The following is a 21,403-nucleotide window of genomic DNA, read 5'->3' as shown; positions in this document are numbered from 1 at the left end:
TGCAACACGACCGCCACTCTGCTGCGCGCCCGGCCCGGCTCCTACGGGCCAATCGCCCGGATTGGCCTGGTCCCGGGGCGCCCGTCGTCGACCTGGTGCCGTCTCAGCGGGGCCGGGACAGCAGCAGGTCGACACCGGGCGCCGGAGCGCCGGCGCTCACTCGCCGGTGACGCCGTCCAGGGCCTCGCGGATCAGGTCGGCGTGGCCGTTGTGCCGGGCGTACTCCTCGACCAGGTGCACCAGGATCCAGCGCAGGGAGAACTCGTCGTCACGGCCCCACGGCCGGTCCGCGGTGTCCAGCGGCAGCCGGCCGACGACCGACCGCACCGCCTCCGTGACCGCCCGCCAGGTCGCCCACGCCGCCTCGACGTCGGCCGCCGTGACGGTCGCGGGGTCCACCCGGAACTGCTCGTCGCGGTCCCGCTCCACGTCGGGCCAGAGGTCGAACGGCAGCCCGCCGAACCCGACCAGCCAGCCGGCCTCCACCGCGGCCAGGTGCCGGACCATCCCGAGCAGGGTCAGCTCCGACGTCGGCACCGCCCGGGTCGCCAGCTGCCGCGGCGTCAGCTCCGCGCACTTCCACTCCAGCGTCTGCCGCTGGTACTCGAGGAACCCCAGGAGGGTGGCCGTCTCCTCCGCCACCAGCGGCGGGTCGGTGCGGTGGTCCGGCGGCGTCACGGGAGTCCCCTCAGCTGACGTAGCGGCGGGCGGTGGAGCGGCGCTGGACGGCGTCGAGCGCGGCGAACCGGGCCTCCGCGTGCGGCGGCAGCACTCGCCGCTCGCGCACCAGCCAGGGGATCCCGCGGACGGCGGCCCACAGCCCCTGCGCGGTCACCCGGTCCCGCGGCAGCGTGGCCAGGAGGTGCACGGTGCGCCGCAGCGCCGGGCCCAGCGGGCGCCGCAGCCACGTCGTCCAGAGGGTGTTGCGGATGCCGTCGCGGCGGCGGCGGTGCCCGTCGCGGGCCTTCGACGCCTGGTGGTGCACGGTCAGCTCGGGCAGGTAGCACAGCTCCCAGCCGGCGGCGGCGAGGTCGCCGGCCATGAGCTCCTCCTCCCCGCCCAGCCACAGCCGCTCGCTGAAGCCGCCGACCTCGAGGAACGCCTCCCGCCGGACGACGCTCGCGCCGGCGAGGAAGGACCCGAGCGCCGGGCCGGGCAGCCAGCCGGCGCCGGGGACGGGGGAGTCGCGCAGCTCCGGCACGATCGGGTCCTCCCGGCCGCCGGGCTCGACCAGGATCCGCGCGGTCACCACGGCCAGCCGCGGGTGCGCGTCGAGGACGTCGGCCGCCGTCCGCAGCGACCCCGGGTCCCACCAGGTGTCGTCGTCGCAGAAGGCCACGTACGGCGTGTCCAGCCGGCCGACGCCGACGTTGCGGCCGATCGCGCCCAGGTTCTCCGGGCTGGCGACGAGCTCCACGGCGGGGAAGCGCCGGGCGATCGCCTCCGCGGTCCCGTCGGTGGAGCCGTTGTCGACGACCACCACGCGCGGCCGCTCGGGCAGCGCCCGCAGCCGGGACAGCGCCCCGAGCACCTCGTCGCGGCGCTGGTGGGTGATCACGACGACGGCGACCCGCGGGTCGCTCCCGATCTCCTGCGGCCGTGCGGCGGTGGCCGTCACGCGGCGTCCCCGGCCAGCAGGCGCAGGTCGGCCAGGACGTGGGCGGGCAGCCGGCGACGGCGGCGCAGCGCGGCGGGCAGGTCCGGCAGCGCCCGCCGCAGCCCCTGCCGCGCGGGCGCCCCGGCCCGGAGCGCGGCGCCCACGGTGCGGGCGACGTCGCGCAGCGGCAGTCGCATCACGGCGGTGAGCAGCTTCGAGCGCCAGATCGCGGCCTGCCGGGCGGCGGGGTCGGACCGCCGGACCGAGGGGTGGTGGTGCACGGTCACCGAGTCGACGTAGGCGATGTCCCAGCCGGCGGCGGCCAGGTCCAGTGACAGCCGCTCCTCCTCGCCGGGGAAGCGCACCACCGGGTCGAAGCCGCCGACGGACAGGAACGCCTCGGTGCGCACCATCGCCGCGCACGCGATGAAGCCGAGCAGCCGCGGTCCGGGCAGGTGCGCCGGGGTGCCGAGCGGGCTCGCGGCCAGCTCCGGGCACAGCGGGTCCAGCCGCTCCTCCGGGCCGACGAGGACCCGCGCGTTGAGCACCGCCAGCCGCGGGTGCGCGCGCATGACCGCCGCGGCGCGGGCGAGGTCGCCGGGCGCCCACCACGAGTCGTCGTCGGCGAAGGCCACGAACTCGCTGCCCGCGTGCCCGGCGCCGATCGTGCGGGCGTGGGCCCCGGCGTTCTCGGCCAGCGGCAGCACGGTCACCTGCGGCAGCGCGGCGCGGACGGCGTCGACGGTCCCGTCGGTGGAGCCGTTGTCCACCAGCACGACCGGCGCCTCGTGGCGCGGGAGCGTGGCCAGCAGGTCCGCGCGCCGGTCGCGGCTCATCACGACGACGCTGACGCCGTCGGGGGTGGGGGTGCGGGGGGTGCGGGGCCGTACCGACGTGCGCGTCACGCGGAGGCACTGCCCGGCAGCGTCGCTGCCGAACCGGCGTCCTCGGTGCCCGGCGCGGGCAGCGCCGCCGGGTCGGCGAACAACCCGCAGGCGGGTGTGGCGCCGGCCAGCGCGTCCGCGGCGAGCACCACCGCCGCCGCGGTCCACGTCGTCCGCTCGACCGGCCAGCGCGCGTCGTCGGGGTAGACGAAGCCGGTCCAGTACGAGCCGTCGTCGTGGCGCAGGTGCTGCATGGCCGCCACCTGCTCCAGGGCGGCCTCCGGCTGCCCGGCGACGACGAGCGCCAGCGCCAGCTCGCAGGTCTCCGCGCCGGTCACCCACGGGCGGTCGGCCACGCAGCGGGCGCCCAGGCCCGGGACGACGAAGCGGTCCCAGTCGGCCGCCAGCCGGGCGCGGGCGGGCCCGCCGGTGACCGCGCCGGCCAGCACCGGGTAGTACCAGTCCATCGACCAGCGGGAGCGGTCGGCGAAGGCGGCGGGCTCGGTGCGCAGCGCCGTGCCGAGGCCGGTGACCGCCAGCTCCCAGTCCGGCTGCGACTGCCCGGCCAGCTCCGCCAGCGCGATGCCGCAGCGCAGCGCCTGGAACAGGCTGGCGTTGCCGGTGAGCAGCGCGACGTCGTCCGGCGTGCCGTCGGGCCGCAGTGCCCACCCGATGGCGCCGGAGGCCAGCTGCATGTCCACGACGAGGTCCAGGCCGCGGCGGACGGCCGGCCACAGCTCGCGGACCAGTCGCTCGTCGCCGCTGGCCAACCACGTGTGCCACGCCCCGACGGCGAGGTAGCCGGCGTGGTTGCTCTCGACGGCGGGCTGGGTCTCGGCGCCGTCGCGGTACTCGGCGGCCCAGGAGCCGTCCGGGCGCTGCCGGGCGGCCAGCCAGCGGTAGGCCGCCGCCGCCCGCGCGTGCTCCCCGCCGACGTCGAGGGCCATCGCCGCCTCGACCGAGTCCCACGGGTCCAGCTGCCCGCCGCGGAACCACGGCAGCGACCCGTCGCGGCCCTGCTCGGCCGCGATCGCGGACACGGTGCGCCGCACGGCGGCCCCGTCGAGGACGCCGGGCAGCTCGGGCAGCTCAGCGGACCGCAGCGGTCTTCTCCCGCTCCGGGCGGGCGCCCGCCGCCGGCACCCGGGGCTTGTCCGCGTAGACCACGAGGCTCTTGCCGATCAGCGGGTCGAGCACCCTCTCGGCGAGCCGGGTGACCCACGGCCGCCTCGTCAGGTCCCACACCAGCAGCCGGTGGTAGGCCCGGACGACGGCGGCGTCCCGGTCCACCCCGACGGCGCACTTGAGCCACCAGTAGGGCGCGTGCAGCGCGTGCGCGTGGTGGCTGCGCCCGGGCACCAGACCCGCCACCGACAGCCGGGCGCGCAGCACGTCGCCGCGGTAGATGCGGACGTGCCCGCCCTCGTTGGCGTGGTAGGCGTCCGACAGCGCCCAGCACACCCGCTCGGGGCCGTACCGCGGCACGGTGACGGCGACCCGCCCGCCCGGCTTGAGCACCCGGGCGATCTCGGTCATCGCGGTGCCGTCGTCGGGGATGTGCTCGAGCACCTCCGAGGCGATCACCCGGTCGACGCTGCCGTCGGGGAACGGGAGGTGCCGCAGGTCGCCGCGGACCACCTCGTGGTGTGCCCCGGCCGGTGCCTCGCCGGCCTCGGCGATCGCGCCCAGCCACCGCTTGGTCGTCTCCACCTCGGGCACGCCCCAGTCGACGGCGACCACGGACGCGCCGCGGCGGTAGGCCTCGAAGGCGTGCCGGCCCTCGCCGCAGCCGAGGTCCAGCACGGTCATGCCGGGGCGCAGGTCGAGCAGGTCGTAGTCGACGGTCAGCACGGACGGCCCTCCCGGTCGCGCGTCGGGCCCGGCGTCATCCGCGGCGCCCCTTCCGGTCCAGCACCTCGGCGTACCAGTCCGCGGTCCGCTCCGCGGTCGAGCGCCACGTGTAGGCGGCCAGCACCCGGCGGCGCCCGGCGCGACCGAGCTGCTCCTGCAGCGACGGCTTCTCGAGCACCAGCTTCAGCGCCGCCGTCAGCTCGTCGACGTCCCCGGCACGCACCCGCAGGCCGGCCTGGGAGCCGACCACCTCCGGCAGCGCGCCGGCGTCGGTGGTGACCAGCGGCGTCCCGCAGGCCATGGCCTCGACCGCGGGCAGCGAGAAGCCCTCGTAGAGGGAGGGGATGGCGGCGACGGTGGCCGTCTGCAGCAGCCGCACCAGGTCGGCCTCGGGCAGCGGCCCGGTGAAGCGGACGGCGTCGCGCAGGCCGAGGCGGTCCAGCGCCGACTCGGCGGGACCGCCGGGCCGGGCGGTGCCGACGACGGTCAGCCGCACCGGCCGCTCGGTGCGCAGCTTGGCCACCGCCTCGAGCAGGTGCACCAGCCCCTTGAGCGGGACGTCCGCGCTGGTGGTGACGACGATCGAGTCGGCCTCGCGCGGCCGGTCGGCCGGCGGCGGGGTGAAGACGTCGGGGTCGATGCCGACCGGGATGACCTCGACGGCCGCGGCGGGGACGTGCAGGTGGGTCTCGATGTCGCGCCGCGAGCTCTCCGACACGGTGGTGACCGCGTCCAGCCGGGGGGCCACGCGGGCCTGCATGGCGGTGAAGGCGTACCAGCGGCGCAGGGTCAGCCGGCGGCGCAGCGTGGGCGCGGCGGCGAGCTCGAGCTGCCGGTCGATGGCGACCGGGTGGTGCACCGTGGCCACGGTCGGGACGCCCGCGCGGACCAGCCGCAGCAGCCCGTAGCCCAGGCTCTGGTTGTCGTGCACGACGTCGAACTCGTGCGCGCGGGGGAGCAGCAGCCGGGCGGCGCGCAGCGTGAAGGTCAGCGGCTCGGGGAACGCCGCGGTGCACATCGCCGCCCACTCCAGGACGTCGATCCGGTCGCGGAACTCCGAGGGCCGCGGCGTCCGGAACGGGTCGGGGTCGCGGTAGAGGTCCAGGCTCGGCACCCGGGTGAGCGGGACGCCGTCGTCGAGCTCGGGATAGGGCTGGCCGGAGAGCACCTCGACGTCGTGGCCGAGGGCGGTGAGCTCGCGCGAGAGGGCCCGGACGTAGACGCCCTGGCCACCGCCGTGCGGCTTGCTGCGGTACGACAGCAGTGCGATCCGCAGCCGTCGTCCCATGCGCCGGACCCTACCGACCCCGTCCGGTCCCCTTTCCGGGCCCGCCTGACAGGGTGACCGGCGTGATCCGACACGTCGTGCACTTCACCTGGTCCGACGCCGCCGACGACGCCCGGCGGGCCGAGACGGTGGCCGCGCTGCGCCGGCTGCCGGAGCAGGTGCCCGGGTCGCTGGCGTTCACCGTCGCCCCCGACGCCGGCCTGGTCGAGGGCAACGCGCACACGGTCCTGGTCGCCGACTTCCCCGACGCCGAGACCTTCCGGCGCTACGCCACCGACCCGGTGCACCTCGCGGTCATCGCCGAGCACGTGCGCCCGTACCTGGCCGCCCGCAGCGCCGCCCAGTACGAGCTGTGACCCGATCGGGCGGCTGACCTGCGGTTCTGCCCGGTGCTGGATAGCGTCGGGCGCATGACCGGACGCCGCCCCGTCCTCGCCACCGCCGGCCTGCTCGCCGTCCCGCTGCTCGCGGCCTGCGGCGGGGAGGACGTCCGGGGCGCGGCCTCGCCCGCCTCCACCTCCTCGTCGTCCTCGGCCTCGAGTTCGTCCTCGGCGTCGCCCTCCTCACCGTCCTCGTCGTCGTCCGCCGGGACCGACCTCGCGCCCGGCCTGCTGCCGGCCGAGGCGTTCGGCACGGGCGCGCAGGTCACCCCGCTGACCGAGGCCCAGCTCGCGCAGGGCGCGGCGGTGGCCGGCGGCACGGCCGAGGACCTGCAGGTGACCCCGCCGGAGTGCGGGCCCGCGGTGCAGGGCACCCAGCCGTCCTTCGACGAGTACGACGACGTCGCCGCGCAGGTCGCCGTCACCGGGACGGTCACCACCGTGCAGGCGCTGGCCTCCGGCGGCCCGGCCGAGGACGCGCTGGCCGGCTTCGGGCAGCAGCTCGACCGGTGCCGGGAGGTGCAGGTCAGCGCGCCGCAGGTCGGCACGGTCACCATCGCCTTCGCCGGGCTCGACGTCCCCGCCCTCGGTGACGGCTCCGCCGGGGTCACGTACACGACCACGGTGACCGGGCCCGACGGGCAGCAGCTGACCGTGCCGGCGCTGGTCGGCGTGGTGCAGGACGGGGACCGGGTGGTCGTGCTGCTGACCACCGACACCTCCGGCGGGCGGCCCGATCCCACGGCGTTCACCGGCCTGCTCGAGCAGGCGTACGAGACGCAGGCCGAGGCCCTCGACTAGCCGGGACCGACACCCCCGGTCCCGGCCGTCCACAGGGGCGGCCCCCTCCACAGGCACCCTGCGCGAGCCCGGCGAGGGCCCGTCCGGCCCCAGGGTCGGCCGGGTGGACCAACCCCCCATCCCCGTCATCCGGCTCGGCGACACCGGCGAGGTCGCCGCCGCCCTGCCCCACCTGCTCGGCTTCCACCCCGCCGAGTCGATCGTGCTGGTCGGCCTGCGCGGCCCGAACGGCAGCCGCGTCGGCCTCACCGTGCGCGCCGACCTCCCGCCGCCCGCCGCGGCCCGCGCGCTGGCGGTCACGCTGGCCGGGAAGGTGCTCAGCGACGACCCCGTCGCGGTGCTGCTGGCGGTGGTGTCCGAGGCCCCCGACGACCGGTCGGTATCCGTCCTCCCGTCCGGGCCGGGGGAGCCGGCCCCGGAGCTCCCGCACCGCGACCTGGTGCACGAGCTCGTGCTCGCCCTCGACGCCCGGGACGTGCCGGTGCGCGAGGCGCTGCTGGTCCGGTCGGGCCGCTGGTGGGACTACGACTGCCCGTACCCGTGCTGCGAGCCCGGCTCCGGGACGCCGCTGCCGGCCGGCGCCAGCCCGCTGGCCGCCGCGGCGGTGGCCGGCGGCGCGGTCCTGGCCGCCGATCGCGCCGCGCTCGCCGCGCGGATCACCCCGCCCGACGGCGACCCGGCGGCGCCCGCGATGGCGGCGGCCTGCCTGGCGGAGGGCCGCGAGCACGCCGCCCGGCTCCGGGCGCTCGGCCGGGACGCGGTCGCCGCGGAGGCCGCCGCGGCGATCGCCGCGGCCCTGGCCGACTGCCGGCCCGGACCGGCCACCGCGGCCACCCGGCTCGCCGACGCCCGGGTGGCCCGGGTGCTGTGGGGGCTCACCGTCCCCGACGTCCGCGACCGCGCGCTCGGTCTCGCGCTGGGCGAGGACGCCGCGGCCGCCGAGGTGCTGTGGACCGAGTGCACCCGCCGCGCGCCGGTGCCGCTCGACGGGCCGCCGGCCACGCTGCTCGCGGTCAGCGCCTGGCTGCGCGGCGACGGCGCCACGGCCAACGTGGCCCTGGACCGCGCGCTGGCCGCGGACCCGGACGCCCGGCTGCCCCGGCTGCTCGCCGACGGCCTGGCGCAGTGCCTGCCGCCCGCCCAGCTGCGCGTGCTGATCAGCAGCACCCTCGAGGAGGCCGGGTGAGCGGGCTCAGACGAGCTGGGGGCGCTGCCACCCCTGCCCGAGGACGTGCTCGGCGAGGAAGGCGAGCACCGTCTCGTACCAGACCGTCGCGTTCCCGGGCGTGAGCACCCAGTGGTTCTCGTCCGGGAAGTACAGGAACCTCGACGGGACGCCGCGCTTCTGCAGGTCGTACCAGAGCCGCAGGCCCTCGCCGATCGGCACGCGGTAGTCCTTGTCGCCGTGGATCACCAGCACCGGCGTGCGGATGGCGTCGGCGAACCGGTGCGGGGAGTTCTGCTCGTAGCGCTTGGGCTCGACCAGCGGCGCGCCCCACTCCCGCTCCCAGTAGTAGGCGGCGTCCGTGGTGCCGACGAACGAGTCGAGGTCCCACAGGCTCGCGTGGGTGACGATCGCCCGGAAACGGTCGGTCCGGGTGGCCACCCAGTTGGCCATGTAGCCGCCGAAGGAGCCGCCCATCGCCGCGGTCCGCTCCGCGTCCACCTCGGGCCGCTCGAGGGCGGCGTCCACGGCGGTCATCAGGTCGGTGTAGGGCGCACCGCCCCACTCGCCCCAGCCGCGGCGGACGAAGTCCTGGCCGAACCCCTGCGACAGCGCCGGGTTGGGCAGCAGGACGGCGTAGCCGCGGGCGGCCATCACCCACGGGCACCAGCGCCACGACCAGGAGTTCCAGCTCATCAGCGGCCCGCCGTGGATCCACAGCAGCAGCGGCGCCGGGTCCTCGGCGCCCGCACCCTCGGGCAGCACCAGCCACGACTGCACCTCGGCGCCGTCGGCGGCGGTGGCGCGCACCTCGTGCAGGGTGCCGGGCAGCGGCCCGAGCGCGCCGGGGGCGGGCAGCGGCTCGGGGTGCTGGCCGGTGGCGCGCGGGTCCAGGCGCACCGGCGCCGGCGGCTCGTCGTAGGCCGAGCGCAGCGCGAACAGGGCGCTGCCGTCGCGGGCCACCCGCAGGTCGCTGTAGGCGCCGTCGGCGGTCAGCCGGACCGGGGCGCCGCCGGTGAGCTCCACCCGGAACAGCGCGTGCCGGCCGTCGTCGTCCGCGAGGAAGTAGACGGCGTCGCCCTCGGCACTGAACTGCGGGGCGCTGGGCCACCGGTCGAAGTCCGGGGTCAGGTCGCGGGCGTCCCCGGAGGCGACGTCGACCAGCAGCAGCGTGTAGTCCGGCGGCTCGGCGTAGGTGGTCATCGACTCGCGCACGCAGACCACCCAGGCGCCGTCGGGGGAGAACGCGGCGGCGTACACGTCGGCCAGCGGGTCGTCGACCAGGACCCGGCCGTCACCGGTCGCGGTCTCGACGAGGACCAGCCGGTCGCGCCGGCCGGCCGGGCCGTCGGCGACGGAGTCCACGCGCACCAGCAGCCGGCCGTCGGGCGAGAGGGCCACCGCCTCCCCGGCGCCGAGCGGCGGGAGGGCGTCGGGCGTGAGGTCGCGCAGCGGCACCGGCCCGGCCGGCTCGCCGGCGGGGTCCTCCGCGGGCAGCGCGCCGGCCCAGAACAGGTGCGGGGCCGCCGGCCCGAGGTCGCTGTCCCAGTACCGGACGGGATAGGCCTCGTGCAGCACCGCCGACACCCCGGCGTCGGTGCGGGCCTTGCGGCGCTGCTCGTCCTCGTCCGCGTCAGCGGCGCCGGGCATGGTCGAGGCCACGACGACGACCTCACCGCTGTCGGCGGACACGGCGAACCCGCCCACGCCGCCGGGGCGGGTCACCACCGGCCGGGCCTCCCCGCCGCCGGGCGGCAGCGCCCACAGCGCCGGCTTCGGGTCGCCGCCGTCCTTGCCGGCGGCGGGGTCGGGGCGGGCCGAGAGGAACAGCAGCGTGCCGTCCGGGGCGAACGCCGGCGCCGCCTCCCCGGGTGCGCTGCGGGTCAGCCGGCGCGGCGGGCGGTGCCCGTCGGGGTCGACGTCCCACAGCGCCGAGACCCACTTCTTCCGGTCGGCGTCGAGGGTCTGCACCGAGACCGCCAGCCGGCCGTCGTGGGCCAGCGCCAGGCCGGTCACCCGCGGGATCGCGACGAAGTCGGCCAGCCGGGCGAACGGGTGCGCCGGATCGGGATCGGGAGCGGTCTCGGGCACGGCGTCGGACGGGCTCACCGGGGCTCCTCGCGGGGACGACGGGACGGTGCCGCCCACCGTAACCAGCAGCGCCCGGTCCCCCACCGGAGCGGGGGACCGGGCGCCGGGCTCGGTGACGTGCTGGGACGGCCCCGCTGCGGGGCCCCGCGCCGAGCCCGCGAGGCGTCGGCGGCGGGGTCCTCTCAGAGCTGGGCGGCGGCCTCGACCGGGGTCAGGTCCTCGTCCATGGCCGAGACGAACAGGTGCTGGGCCACGCCCTGCGGCAGCGGGTGCCCGTCGAGGCTGATCGTGCCGTTCACCGACTGCGCCACCATCGTGGCGCCGGGTCGGATGCCCTGGTCGGCGAGCTGCCGGAGCAGCGCGGCGTCCTCCTGGAGCTGCTCGCTGATCCGCCGGATGGTCACCTGCCGGCCCTCGGCGGTCGCGGTGTTCGACAGCAGCGTCAGGGCGTCGAGGACGGCCGAGGTCTCCCCGCCGAGCGCGTCCAGGCCCGGGATCGGGTTGCCGAAGGGCGAGACCGTCGGGTTGCCGAGCAGGGACAGCAGCCGGCGCTCCACCGCCTCGCTCATGACGTGCTCCCAGCGGCAGGCCTCCTCGTGGACCTCGGCGTAGTCCAGGCCGATGACGTCGACGAGCAGGCACTCGGCCAGCCGGTGCTTGCGCATGACCGCGGTGGCGAGGGCGCGTCCGGTCTCCGACAGCTGCAGGTGGCGGTCGCCCTCGACGGTCAGCAGGCCGTCGCGCTCCATGCGGGCCACGGTCTGGGACACCGTCGGGCCGCTCTGGTGCAGCCGCTCGGCGATGCGCGCCCGCAGCGGGACGATGCCCTCCTCCTCCAGCTCGAAGATCGTGCGGAGGTACATCTCGGTGGTGTCGATGAGGTCGTTCACTGGCACTCCTCCGTGTCGGACCCGATCGTACGGTGCGCGGCGCCCCGTTCCGGGGATCGCGGACGGGCTTCCCGGGCGGGCGACCGGGGTCACGGCCGCGGTGCCGTGGAGGGGACGGCCGGAGGGCGCGGCGGTAGCGTCCGGACCGGGCACCACCCGCGCGGGCACCGGCCCGGGCGGCGCGCCCGGCGGGGACGGCGACAGGGAGGGCTCGTGAGCGACTCGGTGGCCGTCGTCTGGGACGACGCCCTGCTCGGCTACACGATGGGCGGTGACCACCCGCTGCACCCGGTGCGGCTGGACCTCACCATGCGGCTGGCCGACGGGCTGGGCGTGCTGGCGCCGGGCCGGGTGGAGGTGGTCCGTCCCACGCCGGCCGGCGAGGACCTGCTCACCCTGGTGCACGACCCCGCCTACCTGGAGGCGGTGCGGCGCGCGCCCACCCACCCCGACGAGGCGTTCGGCCTGGGCACCGCCGACAACCCGGTCTTCGAGGGCATGTACGAGGCGGCCGCGCTCATCACCGGCGGCAGCGTGCAGGCCGCCGAGCTGGTGCACTCCGGCCGGGCGCAGCACGCGGTCAACATCTCCGGCGGCCTGCACCACGCCATGCGCGACCGCGCCTCGGGCTTCTGCGTGTTCAACGACGCCGCGATCGCCATCGCCTGGCTGCTCGGCCAGGGTTACGAGCGGATCGCCTACGTCGACCTCGACGTGCACCACGGCGACGGCGTGCAGGCCGCGTTCTACGACGACCCGCGGGTGCTCACCGTGAGCGTCCACCAGACCCCGCTGACGCTGTTCCCCGGCACCGGCTTCCCCGAGGAGACCGGCGACCCCGAGAAGGCGCTGGGCACCGCGGTCAACCTCGCCCTGCCCAACGGCACCGACGACTCCGGCTGGCTGCGCGCCTTCACCGCCGTCGTCCCCAGCGTGGTGCGCGCGTTCGCCCCGCAGGTCCTGGTCACCCAGTGCGGCTGCGACGCCCACCACGAGGACCCGCTGGCCGACCTCGCGCTCACCGTCGACGGCCAGCGGGCCAGCTACCGGGCGGTGCACGAGCTCGCGCACGAGGTCTGCGACGGCCGCTGGGTCGCCCTCGGCGGCGGCGGGTACGGGCTGGTGCGCTGCGTGCCGCGGGCCTGGACGCACCTGCTCGCCGAGGCGTCGGGGGAGCGGCTGGACCCGGTGACCGCCATCCCGCAGTCCTGGCGCGACGACGTCGTCGCCCGCGGGCTGCGGGCCCGGCCGCCCACGCACATGACCGAGGGCGGCTACACCGGCTTCTCCGCGTGGGACCCGTTCACCGAGTCCCGCGTCGACCGGGCGATCTCCCGCACCCGCAAGGCGTCCTTCCCCTGGTTCGGCCTCGACCCGGACGACCCCCGTGACTGAGCAGCAGACCGTCGACCAGGCCCCCGCCGAGGTGGCGCCGCAGCCGCCCGCGCGCTGGGAGGCCGACATCGTCGCCGCGGACGGCGGCACGGTGCACCTGCGCCCGATCTGCCCGGAGGACGCCGAGGGGCTGACCGGGCTCATGGACCGCAGCTCCGACCAGACCCGCTACTACCGGTTCTTCGGGCCGATGAAGCGGCTGTCGGACAGGGACCTGCACCGGTTCACCCACGTCGACCACGACACCCGCGTGGCGTTCGTCCTGCTGCTCGGCGACCAGCTGATCGGCGTCGGCCGCTACGACCGCCTCCCGGGCACCACCGAGGCCGAGGTCGCCTTCCTCATCGAGGACGCCCACCAGGGCCGCGGGCTCGGCTCGGTGCTGCTCGAGCACCTGGCCGCCGCCGCCCGCGAGCGCGGCATCACCACCTTCGTCGCCGAGGTGCTGTCGCAGAACGGCCGGATGGTCCGGGTCTTCCTCGACGCCGGCTACCAGGCCCGCCGCTCCTACGAGGAGGGCGTGGTCCACCTGACCTTCCCGATCGCCCCCACCGAGACCTCGCTGGCGGTCGCCTACGAGCGCGAGCAGCGCAGCGAGTCCCGGTCGATCGCGCGGCTGCTCACCCCGTCGTCGGTCGCGGTGGTCGGTGCCAGCAACGACGAGGGCAAGATCGGCAACCTCGTCCTGCGCAACCTGCTCGACTACCGCTTCGACGGGCCGGTCTACCCGGTCAACCCCGGCACCCGGCACGTGCGCGGCGTCCCCGCCTACGCCTCCATCGAGGACGTCCCCGGCGACGTCGACCTCGCCGTCGTCGCGGTCCCCGCCGACGAGGTCGCGGACGTGGTGGAGGCCTGCCGGCGCAAGCGGGTCCGCGGCCTGGTGGTCATCTCCGGCGGGTTCGGCGAGACCGGGCCCGGGGGCCGGGAGGCCGAGCGGCGGCTGGTCGCCGCGGCGCGGGCCTCGGGCATGCGGGTGGTCGGCCCCAACTGCCTGGGCATCGTCAACACCGACCCGGCGATCCGGCTCGACGCCAGCCTCGCCCCGCGGGTCCCCGGCCGCGGGCGGGTGGGCTTCTTCGCCCAGTCCGGCGCGCTCGGCGTGGCCCTGCTGGAGCGGGCGGCCAGCCGCAACATCGGCCTGTCGAGCTTCGTCTCGGCCGGCAACCGCGCCGACGTCAGCGGCAACGACCTGCTGCAGTACTGGGCCACCGACCCGGGCACCGAGGTCGTGCTGCTGCACCTGGAGAGCTTCGGCAACCCCCGCAAGTTCGCCCGGCTCGCGCGCAGCGTCGCCCGCACCAAGCCGGTGGTGGCGGTGAAGAGCGGCCGGCACGGCGGGCTCACGCCGGGCCTGGCCGGCACGTCGGTCGCGGTGCCCGAGCAGTCGGTGGCGGCGCTGTTCGCCTCGGCCGGCGTCATCCGGGTGGAGACCGTCGCCCAGCTGTTCGAGGTCGGCATGCTGCTGGCCCACCAGCCGCTGCCGGCGGGCGACCGGGTCGCCGTCGTCGGCAACTCCACGGCGCTGGGCGTGCTGGTCGCCGACGCCGTCCTCGACCAGGGCCTGACCCTGGCGCACGAGGCGCCGGTCGACATCGGCACCGCCGGCACCCCGGAGGCCTTCCGCGCGGCGCTGCAGGAGGCGGTCGACGACGACGGGGTGGACGCCGTCGTCGCGGTGTTCCTCCCGCCGCTGGTGCGGACCTCGCCCGACGCGTACGGCCGGGCGCTGCGCGAGGTGTCGCGGGGCTCGGCCAAGCCGGTGCTCGCGACGTTCCTGTCGGCGGAGGGCATCCCGCCGGAGCTCACCGTGCCCGACGACGAGGGCATGCCCGCCCGCGGCTCGGTCCCGTCCTACGCGACGCCGGAGCGGGCGGTCATCGCGCTGGCGCGGGTCGCCGAGTACGCCCGCTGGCGCCGCCGGCCGGCCGGCACCGTGCCCGAGCTGCCCGGCGTCGACGCCGACCGGGCCCGGTCGGTGGTGCTCGGCGCGATGGCGGGGTCCCCCGGGGGGCGGCAGCTCCGCGACGACGAGGTCATCGCCCTGCTGGGCGCCTACGGGGTGCCGCTGCTCGGCACGCGGACGGCGACCACCGCGGACGAGGCGGTCGCCGCGGCCGACGCGATCGGCTACCCGGTGGTGCTCAAGTCGACGGCGCCGTGGCTGCGGCACCGCACCGACCTCGGCGGCGTGCGGCTGGACCTGCCCGACGCCGGCGCCGTCCGTGCCGCGTTCGAGGCCATCCCGGCCGGCGACCCGGTGATCGTGCAGGAGATGGCCGCGCCCGGCGTGGCCACCGTCATCGAGGTCGTCGACGACCCGTCGTTCGGCGCCCTGGTGAGCTTCGGCCTCGGGGGAGTGGCCACCGAGCTGCTCGGCGACCGCGCCTACCGCACGCTGCCGCTCACCGACCTCGACGCCGCCGAGCTGGTCCGCGCGCCCCGAGCGTGGCCGCTGCTCGACGGCTGGCGGGGGGCCGAGCGGGTCGACGTCGCGGCGCTGGAGGACCTGCTGCTGCGGGTGGCCCGGCTCGCCGAGGACCTGCCCGAGGTGCTCGGCCTCGCCCTGTCGCCGGTGATCGTCGGCCCGGCGAACCCCTGGCACGGCGGCCGGTCGCTCGTGGTCGCCGGCGGCACCGTGCGCGTCGGGCCGCCGACCGCCCGGGTCGATCCGGGTCCCCGCCGCATGCGCGACTGATCACACCGTTGACCACACCGTCGGCCTCCGGCCGACACCGCCCGCGGAGACCTCCGGCCCCCTCGGGCACGACACCGCGGGGTGCGTCACCTCCGCCAGAACAGGTGGTGGGTGACGCCGCTCGGGCTGAGGACGACCTCGTGGTGGAAGCGGTCGAGCAGCTCGTCGGGCGAGGTCCACAGCCGGGAGCCGGCGCCCAGCTCGACCGGTGCGACGGCGACGTGCAGCGTGTCGACGAGGTCGGCGTCGAGGAACTGGCGGATCACCGTGGCGCCGCCCCCGAGCCGGACGTCGGCACCGCCGGCCGCCGCGCGCGCCTTCTCCAGCACCGTGGCCGGGTCGGCGTCGACGAAGTGGAACGTGGTGTCCGACAGCGTGAACGACGGCCGCACGTGGTGGGTCATCACGAAGACCGGCGTGTGGAACGGCGGGTCCTCGCCCCACCAGCCCTGCCACTCGAGGTCCTCCCAGGGGCCGCGGTGGGGCGAGAACTTGTTCCGGCCCATGATCTCGGCGCCGATGCCGTGCGCGAAGTCGCGGGTGAAGTAGTCGTCCAGGCCGCGGCTGCCGCCCGGCCGGGTGCGGTTCGGGAAGCTGGCCGTGGCGACCGCCCAGGCCATCAACGTCATGGGGTCGGCGTGCCCGAACGGCCGCTCCAGGCTCTGGCCCTCGCCGGCGCCGTACCCGTCGCTCGAGACGGTGAAGTTCTGCACCCTCAACAGCTGGCCCACGGTCCCTCCCTCGGTGTCGACGAGGGGCTGACCGCCGGCGGCGCCGGAACTCATCGGCGCGCCTGCCTCAGGGACGGCGGCCGGTGAAGGCGAGCAGCTTCACCCGGTCGTCGGCGTCGTCGGGGACGGTCACCCGCGGGCCGTAGTGGCCGCTGCCGCGCAGCGCGGCGTCCCACGGCTCGATGCCGGCGAGGAACGCCGAGGCCTCCTCGGCGTCGATCGTCTCGTCCTGGCCGGTGGCGCGGGCGAGGTCCCAGGCGTGCACCAGGAGGTCCATGAGGCCGGTCATGGCGACGAGGTCCTCGAGCGGCATGTCCCCGGCCCGGGTGCCGGTCGGCCGGCGGGCGAGGTCCGGGTCGGCGAGCAGGGCACGGATCGCGGCGTCGGTGGCCCGCCAGGCGCCCGCGGGGTCGTCGTCGACCGGGGGGTGCGCGGGCAGCGGGAGGTCCACCGCGGGGAAGTAGAGCGCGGGCATCCACTCCACCAGGTGCCGGACGACGTCGCGGGCCACCCAGCCCTCGCACGGCGCCGGGTCGTCCCAGCGTCCGGCCGGGACGCCGTCGACCCTGCGGCCGAAGTCGTCCGCGAGCCTCGCCCACCGCTCCGCCGTGCCCGCCATGGCCGCCTCCTCAACCGTTCGGTTGAGCACGAGCCTGGCCCGGGTCGCGACCCCTGTCAACGCCGAGAGCCGGCTCCCCGCGAGGGGGAGCCGGCTCTCGGTGCGGCCCCTCTGCGGGGTCCCGCCGCGAGCGTGCGAGCGGTCGGGGCAGAGGGGGCCTTCGTCTACGCCAGGTAGTCGCGCAGGGCGTCGGCGCGCTGCGGGTCGCGCAGCTTGGCCATCGTCTCGCGCTCGATCTGGCGGACCCGCTCGCGCGACAGGCCGAACTGCTTGCCGATCTGCTCGAGCGTGCGGGGCTGGCCGCCGTCGAGGCCGAAGCGCAGCACGACCACGTCGCGCTCGCGCTCCTCCAGCGTGGAGAGGACGTTGCGCACGTCGCCCTTCATCATCTGGAAGGCCACCGCGTCCTCGGCCACCGCGGCGTCGGCGTCCTCGATGAAGTCACCGAGGCGGGACTCCTCGTCGGCGCCGACCGTCTGGTCGAGGCTGACCAGGTCCCGGCTGTACTCAAGCAGCTCGGTGACCCGCTCGGGCGTCATGTCGAGCTCGAGGCCGAGCTCCTCGGCGGTGGGCTCCCGCTCGAGCTCCTGGTGCACCCGCCGGCGGGTCCGCACGACCTTGTTGACCTGCTCGGCCAGGTGCACGGGCAGCCGGATGGTGCGGCCGGAGTCGGCCATCGCGCGGGTGATCGCCTGGCGGATCCACCACGTCGCGTAGGTCGAGAACTTGAAGCCCTTGGTGTAGTCGAACTTCTCGACGGCGCGGATGAGGCCGACGTTGCCCTCCTGGATGAGGTCCAGGAACGTCATGCCGTGGCCGGTGTAGCGCTTGGCCACCGAGACGACCAGGCGCAGGTTGGCCTCGAGCAGGTGCCGCTTGGCGGCCTTGCCGTCGACCGCGAGGGCCTTGTAGTCGCGCTGCAGGGCAGGGGTGAGCTGCCGCTCGGCGAGCAGCCGCTCGGCGTAGAGGCCGGCCTCGATGCGCTTGGCCAGCTCCACCTCCTGCTCGGCGGTCAGCAGGGCGGTCTTGCCGATGGTGTTGAGGTACACGCGCACCAGGTCGGTCGACACCAGGCCACTGGTGTCCGGCTCGCGGCGGGGCGAGCGGACCTCGAGGGCGTCACTGGGGGAAGACTGGAGGAGCGTCACGGGATGTCTTCGTCCTTGCTCGGAGTTCGGATGCACCGCCGGCTGTCCGGTGGCGGTGGCGCACCCGCGTCGGGAGTGGGGCTCCGTTGTCCGGCGGGGCCCCCACGGTTCGTTCGTCCGTTGTGGTCCGTTGTGTTTCGCCCCGTACAACGGTCCCGACGGGGCCGGGTGTTCCACGCGGCCCGGGTTCACAGTGAACGCACAGGCCGTGTGTTCGGTCACCACCCGTACCCGTCCGGTCGCCGGGTCAGACCTCCAGCAGCAAGGTCATCGGCCCCTCGTTGACCGACGCCACCGCCATCCGCGCGCCGAACACGCCGGTCGCCACGCCGGCCCCGCGCCGCCGCAGCTCCGCCACCACCTCGTCCACCAGCGGCTCGGCGACGTCCCCGGGCGCGGCGGCGTCCCAGGACGGGCGGCGGCCCTTCCGCGTGTCCGCGTAGAGGGTGAACTGGCTCACCACGAGCACCGGCAGGCCGAGGTCGCCGGCCGAGCGGGCGCCGTCCCCGGTGGGGAACACCCGCAGCTCGTGGACCTTCCGGGCCAGGGCGCGGGCCCGGTCGGCGTCGTCGTCCCGGCCGACGCCGACCAGCGCGAGCAGGCCCGTCCCGATCTCCCCGACGACGGCCCCGTCGACGGTCACGGAGGCCGAGGACACCCTGCTCACCACCGCGCGCACCGATCCATCCTGCGCGAGCGGTGCGCGGCGACAGGACCCCCCTGGGCGGAACGGGTCAGCGGGCCGCCCCACCGGACACCCCCCGCGGAACCGCACCACCCGGGGCCCGGGGCGTGGGGACGAGAACCGCCGGCGGAGCGGGGACCCGGACGGAGCCCTCCTCCGACCACCAGCGGAGGTGGGTGTCCTCCCCGACGGACTCCGGGGGACCGTGGTCCGCGACGCGTGCGCCCGGAGGGCCTCCGGTTCGCGACGCGCGGTCCGACCGTGCGCGCGGACCTGCAGGGGCACCTCCGCGTCGGGCACGGACGGCGGATGGGCCCCGGGCACCCAGACGGCGGAGCGCTCCACGAGCGGTCCCCGGTGGCGGTGGAAGCTCCCCGTGAGCGTGGCCTGCAGCAGCAGGGTGCGGCCCCCGTCCGCCCGCCCAGCCCGCTCGACCCAGCCCGCTCGACCCAGCCCGCTCGACCCAGCCCGCTCGACCCAGCCCGACACGGCCGCGTGGTCGGGGTGTCCGGCCAGGCCGTCGCGGCCGGAGGTGACCACGGTGTCCGGCGCACGTCTCGAGCAGGGCGCGCACCGCCCGTCCCGGATGCCGACCCACCGGTGGTGGCGGTGACCACGACGGTCCGACCCGGTCTCTGGGTCGGCCAGGCGGCACCCCGCGTCCAGGGGCGGTCGCACCAGGGTCCTCCGGTCACCGTCGACCGGCGTCTCGACGCCCGGTGGCCCCGGTGGGACGCTCGGCCCGCGGGGCGGCAGCCGCCCCGCACCACGGCCAGCAGCATCGTCGAGGGGCCGCCGTGGACGTCGTCGAGGCCGGCGGGTGGACCATCGCCTACCACCGTGCGGGTGCAGGAGCGCCTCTGCTCCTCCTGCACGGCGCGTGGAGCGACGGCCGGGAGTGGCGGCCGCAGCTGGAGGGGCTGTCGGACGGGTTCGACGTGGTCGCCTGGGACGCGCCCGGCTGCGGTGCGTCCCCCGACCCGCCGGCCGACCTGACGCTGGCCGGGTACACCGACGCGGTGGCCGCGCTCGTCGGCGGGCTCGGCCTGGGCCGGGTGCACCTGTGCGGCCTGTCGTTCGGCGGCGGGCTCGCGCTCGCGGGTGTGGCAGCGCCACCCGGAGGTGGTCCGCTCCCTGGTCCTCGCCTCCGCCTACGCCGGGTGGAAGGGGTCGCTGCCCCCGGAGGAGGTCGAGGCCCGGCTGCGGCGGGTGCGCGCGGAGCTCGACCGCCCCCCGGCCGAGTGGGTCGACGGCTACCTGCCCGGCTTCTTCGCCGGCCCCGTGCCGCAGGAGACCCTCGACCTCGTCCGCGCGGTCGTGCTCGACGTCCGTCCGGCCGGGACGCGGTCGATGCTCACCGCGTTCGCCGACGCCGACCTGCGGGACGTGCTGCCGACCGTCGCCGTCCCGACTCTGCTGCTCCACGGCACCGAGGACGTGCGGGCGCCGCGGCCGGTGGCCGAGGCGCTGCACGCCGCGATCCCCGGATCCCAGTTGGTGCTCCTCCCCGGCGTCGGCCACGTCGTCAACCTCGAGGCCCCCGCGGCGTTCGACGCCGCCGTGCGCCGCTTCCTCCTCGCCGTGCCGTGAGCCCGGGACCGTGCCGTGAGCCCCGGGACGCCGCGGCGACACGGCGCTGCGCGCCTGGTGGGGCACGCTGCAGCGCCTCGGCGCCAGCCCCGGGACGGCCGCCGCACGTCCGAGCTCCACCCGCGCATCGACCTGCGCGACGTGCTCCCCTCCATCCGGGTGCCGACCCTGGTGCCGCACCGCCGCGGTGACCTGGTGATCCCGATCGGCATCGGCCGGCACCCGCCCGGCGGCGCACCCCACCACGACGGTGCTGTCGACGGGTGCTGTTCGTCGACGCGGCGGGCTCCACCGAGCTCGTCGCGCGGGTCGGCGACGCCGCCTGGGCCTCCATCCGCGACCGGTTCCTCGCCCCGGCGCGCGGAGCTGTCCCGCTGGGGCGGGCACGAGGTCGACGTCCCCGGGGACGGGCTCCTCGCCACCTTCGACGGGCCGGCGCGCGCCATCCGGTGTGCGATCGCGGTGCGCGAGGCCGCCACCACCGTCGGGCTGGAGGTGCGGGCGGGGGTGCACGCCGGGGACACGCCGGGGAGGTGGAACGGACCGACGGCGGCGGGGTGAGCGGCCTGGCGGTGCACATCGGGGCGCGGGTCGTGGCGGAGGCCGCGCCGGGGGAGGTGCTCGTCTCCGGCACGGTCCGGGACCTCGTCGTCGGCTCGGGCTCGCCTCCGACGACCGCGGCGTCCCCGTCCTGCGCGACGTGCCCGGGAGCCGGCCGCCGTTCTCCGTCTCCGCCTGACGTCGGGCCCTATGCCCCGCCGCTCGCGCGCTCGGCGAGCAGGCCGCGGCAGACGGCGGGGAGGTCGACCAGCCCGACCAGCCGCCGGTCCTGCACCACGGGCGCGTAGACGACGCCGGCCGCGAGCATCTGCTCCGCGGCGTCGGCGACCGGCGTGTCCGGCGCAACCAGCACCATCGGCAGGAGGGGCAGGTCGGTGAGCCGCACCTGCTCGAGGTCCCGCCCGTCCGCGACCGCCTGGGCGACGTCGCCGTCGCAGACCAGGGTGACCGGCTCCTGGGTCGCGCCGTCGGTGACGACGACCAGCGCGTTGTCGTGGTGTTTCTTCATCAGCCACGCGGCCGCGGCCACGTGGGCGTCGCGCTCGACCGTCGTCACCGGGGGCCGCATCACCTCGCCGACGGTCACGTGGCCGGTGGTGGTCGTAGTCATCGGGTCCTCCTCTCGAGCGGGGCCGCCGCAGGAAGGGGAGCCCTCCAGGGGCTCGACACGAGTCTGCTCCCGAGCACGGGCGCGGCACCAGCAGCACCGGGGCCCGGCCTCCTCCCGGTGCCCGAGCAGCGGTGCGGGAGGAGCGGACGACCGTAGGCTGCAGGGAGACGCGGAGGTCGAGCGTGACGGTCCCTGGGGAACTGCGGCGTCGGGTCGCCGACGTGGACTCGTTCCGCGCGGGTCCGGCGCCCCCGGTCCTGGACCCGACCCCGTGCGCGAGGGCGCGTCCGGGTCGTCGGGCAAGGCGTCGAAGACGGCCGCGGAGCAGCGGGCGACCGGCGCTCCCCGGTCCGTGGGCCGGACCGACCCGGCTCCCGGACCGTCGGACCGCCGCGTCCGCGACCGTCACGCAGCACCGG

The 21,403-nt window shown here is 76.7% G+C and carries 19 protein-coding genes and 1 pseudogene; 7 read left to right on the top strand and 13 right to left on the bottom strand.

Features of this window, described 5'->3' with window-relative positions:
- Positions 1-156: 156 nt before the first annotated feature.
- From ACI8AB_RS13550 to ACI8AB_RS13525, 6 genes are all read right to left on the bottom strand, one after another.
- Positions 157-678 carry a DinB family protein gene (locus tag ACI8AB_RS13550; RefSeq protein WP_456950531.1) on the bottom strand — a complete coding sequence of 174 codons (522 nt, stop codon included), beginning with the start codon at positions 676-678 and terminating at the stop codon, positions 157-159.
- Positions 679-688: 10 nt separating this feature from the next.
- On the bottom strand, positions 689-1,618 hold the full coding sequence (locus ACI8AB_RS13545; RefSeq protein ID WP_456950530.1) for a glycosyltransferase family 2 protein: 930 nt from the start codon (positions 1,616-1,618) through the stop codon (positions 689-691).
- Positions 1,615-2,433 carry a glycosyltransferase gene (locus tag ACI8AB_RS13540; RefSeq protein ID WP_456950529.1) on the bottom strand — a complete coding sequence of 273 codons (819 nt, stop codon included), beginning with the start codon at positions 2,431-2,433 and terminating at the stop codon, positions 1,615-1,617. The genes ACI8AB_RS13545 and ACI8AB_RS13540 overlap by 4 nt, the downstream gene beginning before the upstream one ends.
- A gap of 65 nt (positions 2,434-2,498) precedes the next feature.
- A complete protein-coding gene (locus ACI8AB_RS13535) occupies positions 2,499-3,533 on the bottom strand; it encodes a prenyltransferase (protein ID WP_456901804.1) in 1,035 nt (344 codons plus the stop codon).
- A 37-nt stretch (positions 3,534-3,570) separates the two neighbouring features.
- Positions 3,571-4,332, bottom strand: a complete 762-nt coding sequence (locus tag ACI8AB_RS13530) for a class I SAM-dependent methyltransferase (protein WP_387990762.1) — start codon at positions 4,330-4,332, stop codon at positions 3,571-3,573.
- A 34-nt stretch (positions 4,333-4,366) separates the two neighbouring features.
- On the bottom strand, positions 4,367-5,620 hold the full coding sequence (locus tag ACI8AB_RS13525; RefSeq protein ID WP_456950528.1) for a glycosyltransferase family 4 protein: 1,254 nt from the start codon (positions 5,618-5,620) through the stop codon (positions 4,367-4,369).
- 62 nt (positions 5,621-5,682) lie between these two features.
- Between ACI8AB_RS13525 and ACI8AB_RS13520 the strand changes: the two genes are divergently transcribed.
- The 3 genes from ACI8AB_RS13520 (at position 5,683) to ACI8AB_RS13510 (ending at position 7,987) form a co-directional block, all read left to right on the top strand.
- Positions 5,683-5,976, top strand: coding sequence for a Dabb family protein (locus ACI8AB_RS13520; protein WP_456950527.1), 294 nt, complete (start codon positions 5,683-5,685; stop codon positions 5,974-5,976).
- A gap of 54 nt (positions 5,977-6,030) precedes the next feature.
- Entirely contained in the window at positions 6,031-6,801 is a 771-nt protein-coding gene (locus ACI8AB_RS13515; protein WP_456950526.1) for a hypothetical protein, read from the top strand.
- A gap of 103 nt (positions 6,802-6,904) precedes the next feature.
- On the top strand, positions 6,905-7,987 hold the full coding sequence (locus ACI8AB_RS13510; protein ID WP_456950525.1) for a DUF4192 domain-containing protein: 1,083 nt from the start codon (positions 6,905-6,907) through the stop codon (positions 7,985-7,987).
- Positions 7,988-7,993: 6 nt separating this feature from the next.
- Here the strand turns inward: ACI8AB_RS13510 and ACI8AB_RS13505 are convergent, their stop codons facing one another.
- A complete protein-coding gene (locus tag ACI8AB_RS13505) occupies positions 7,994-10,075 on the bottom strand; it encodes a S9 family peptidase (RefSeq protein ID WP_456950524.1) in 2,082 nt (693 codons plus the stop codon).
- Positions 10,076-10,239: 164 nt separating this feature from the next.
- Positions 10,240-10,947 carry a metal-dependent transcriptional regulator gene (locus ACI8AB_RS13500; RefSeq protein ID WP_387990778.1) on the bottom strand — a complete coding sequence of 236 codons (708 nt, stop codon included), beginning with the start codon at positions 10,945-10,947 and terminating at the stop codon, positions 10,240-10,242.
- 213 nt (positions 10,948-11,160) lie between these two features.
- Between ACI8AB_RS13500 and ACI8AB_RS13495 the strand changes: the two genes are divergently transcribed.
- Complete coding sequence (locus ACI8AB_RS13495) at positions 11,161-12,342, top strand: acetoin utilization protein AcuC (RefSeq protein WP_387990780.1); 1,182 nt, start codon at positions 11,161-11,163, stop codon at positions 12,340-12,342.
- Entirely contained in the window at positions 12,335-15,040 is a 2,706-nt protein-coding gene (locus tag ACI8AB_RS13490) for a bifunctional acetate--CoA ligase family protein/GNAT family N-acetyltransferase (RefSeq protein WP_456950523.1), read from the top strand. Before ACI8AB_RS13495 ends, ACI8AB_RS13490 begins: the two co-directional genes overlap by 8 nt.
- An 86-nt stretch (positions 15,041-15,126) precedes the next feature.
- Here the strand turns inward: ACI8AB_RS13490 and ACI8AB_RS13485 are convergent, their stop codons facing one another.
- The 4 genes from ACI8AB_RS13485 to dtd form a co-directional block, all read right to left on the bottom strand.
- The gene (locus ACI8AB_RS13485) at positions 15,127-15,771 is read right to left on the bottom strand and encodes a dihydrofolate reductase family protein (RefSeq protein WP_456950522.1); all 645 of its coding nucleotides are present in this window, start codon (positions 15,769-15,771) and stop codon (positions 15,127-15,129) included.
- A gap of 67 nt (positions 15,772-15,838) precedes the next feature.
- The gene (locus ACI8AB_RS13480; RefSeq protein ID WP_456950521.1) at positions 15,839-16,390 is read right to left on the bottom strand and encodes a TIGR03086 family metal-binding protein; all 552 of its coding nucleotides are present in this window, start codon (positions 16,388-16,390) and stop codon (positions 15,839-15,841) included.
- Positions 16,391-16,554: 164 nt separating this feature from the next.
- Positions 16,555-17,538, bottom strand: a complete 984-nt coding sequence (gene sigB / locus ACI8AB_RS13475) for an RNA polymerase sigma factor SigB (RefSeq protein ID WP_387990790.1) — start codon at positions 17,536-17,538, stop codon at positions 16,555-16,557.
- 247 nt (positions 17,539-17,785) lie between these two features.
- Positions 17,786-18,205, bottom strand: a complete 420-nt coding sequence (dtd, locus tag ACI8AB_RS13470; RefSeq protein WP_456950570.1) for a D-aminoacyl-tRNA deacylase — start codon at positions 18,203-18,205, stop codon at positions 17,786-17,788.
- 737 nt (positions 18,206-18,942) lie between these two features.
- Between dtd and ACI8AB_RS13465 the strand changes: the two are divergent.
- Both ACI8AB_RS13465 and ACI8AB_RS13460 read left to right on the top strand, forming a co-directional pair.
- Positions 18,943-19,311: pseudogene (locus ACI8AB_RS13465) on the top strand (alpha/beta fold hydrolase); the annotation flags it as partial.
- A gap of 34 nt (positions 19,312-19,345) precedes the next feature.
- A complete protein-coding gene (locus ACI8AB_RS13460; protein WP_456950520.1) occupies positions 19,346-19,813 on the top strand; it encodes an alpha/beta fold hydrolase in 468 nt (155 codons plus the stop codon).
- Between the two features lie 748 nt (positions 19,814-20,561).
- Here ACI8AB_RS13460 and ACI8AB_RS13455 read toward each other — a convergent pair.
- Positions 20,562-20,984: a CBS domain-containing protein gene (locus tag ACI8AB_RS13455; RefSeq protein WP_387990805.1), complete on the bottom strand. Its 423-nt coding sequence runs from the start codon at positions 20,982-20,984 to the stop codon at positions 20,562-20,564.
- Positions 20,985-21,403 lie beyond the last annotated feature (419 nt).

The sequence above is a fragment of the Geodermatophilus sp. SYSU D00698 genome (assembly GCF_054050335.1).
Note: the sequence above shows the minus strand (reverse complement) of the source record. Positions and strands in the feature narration are given on the sequence as shown.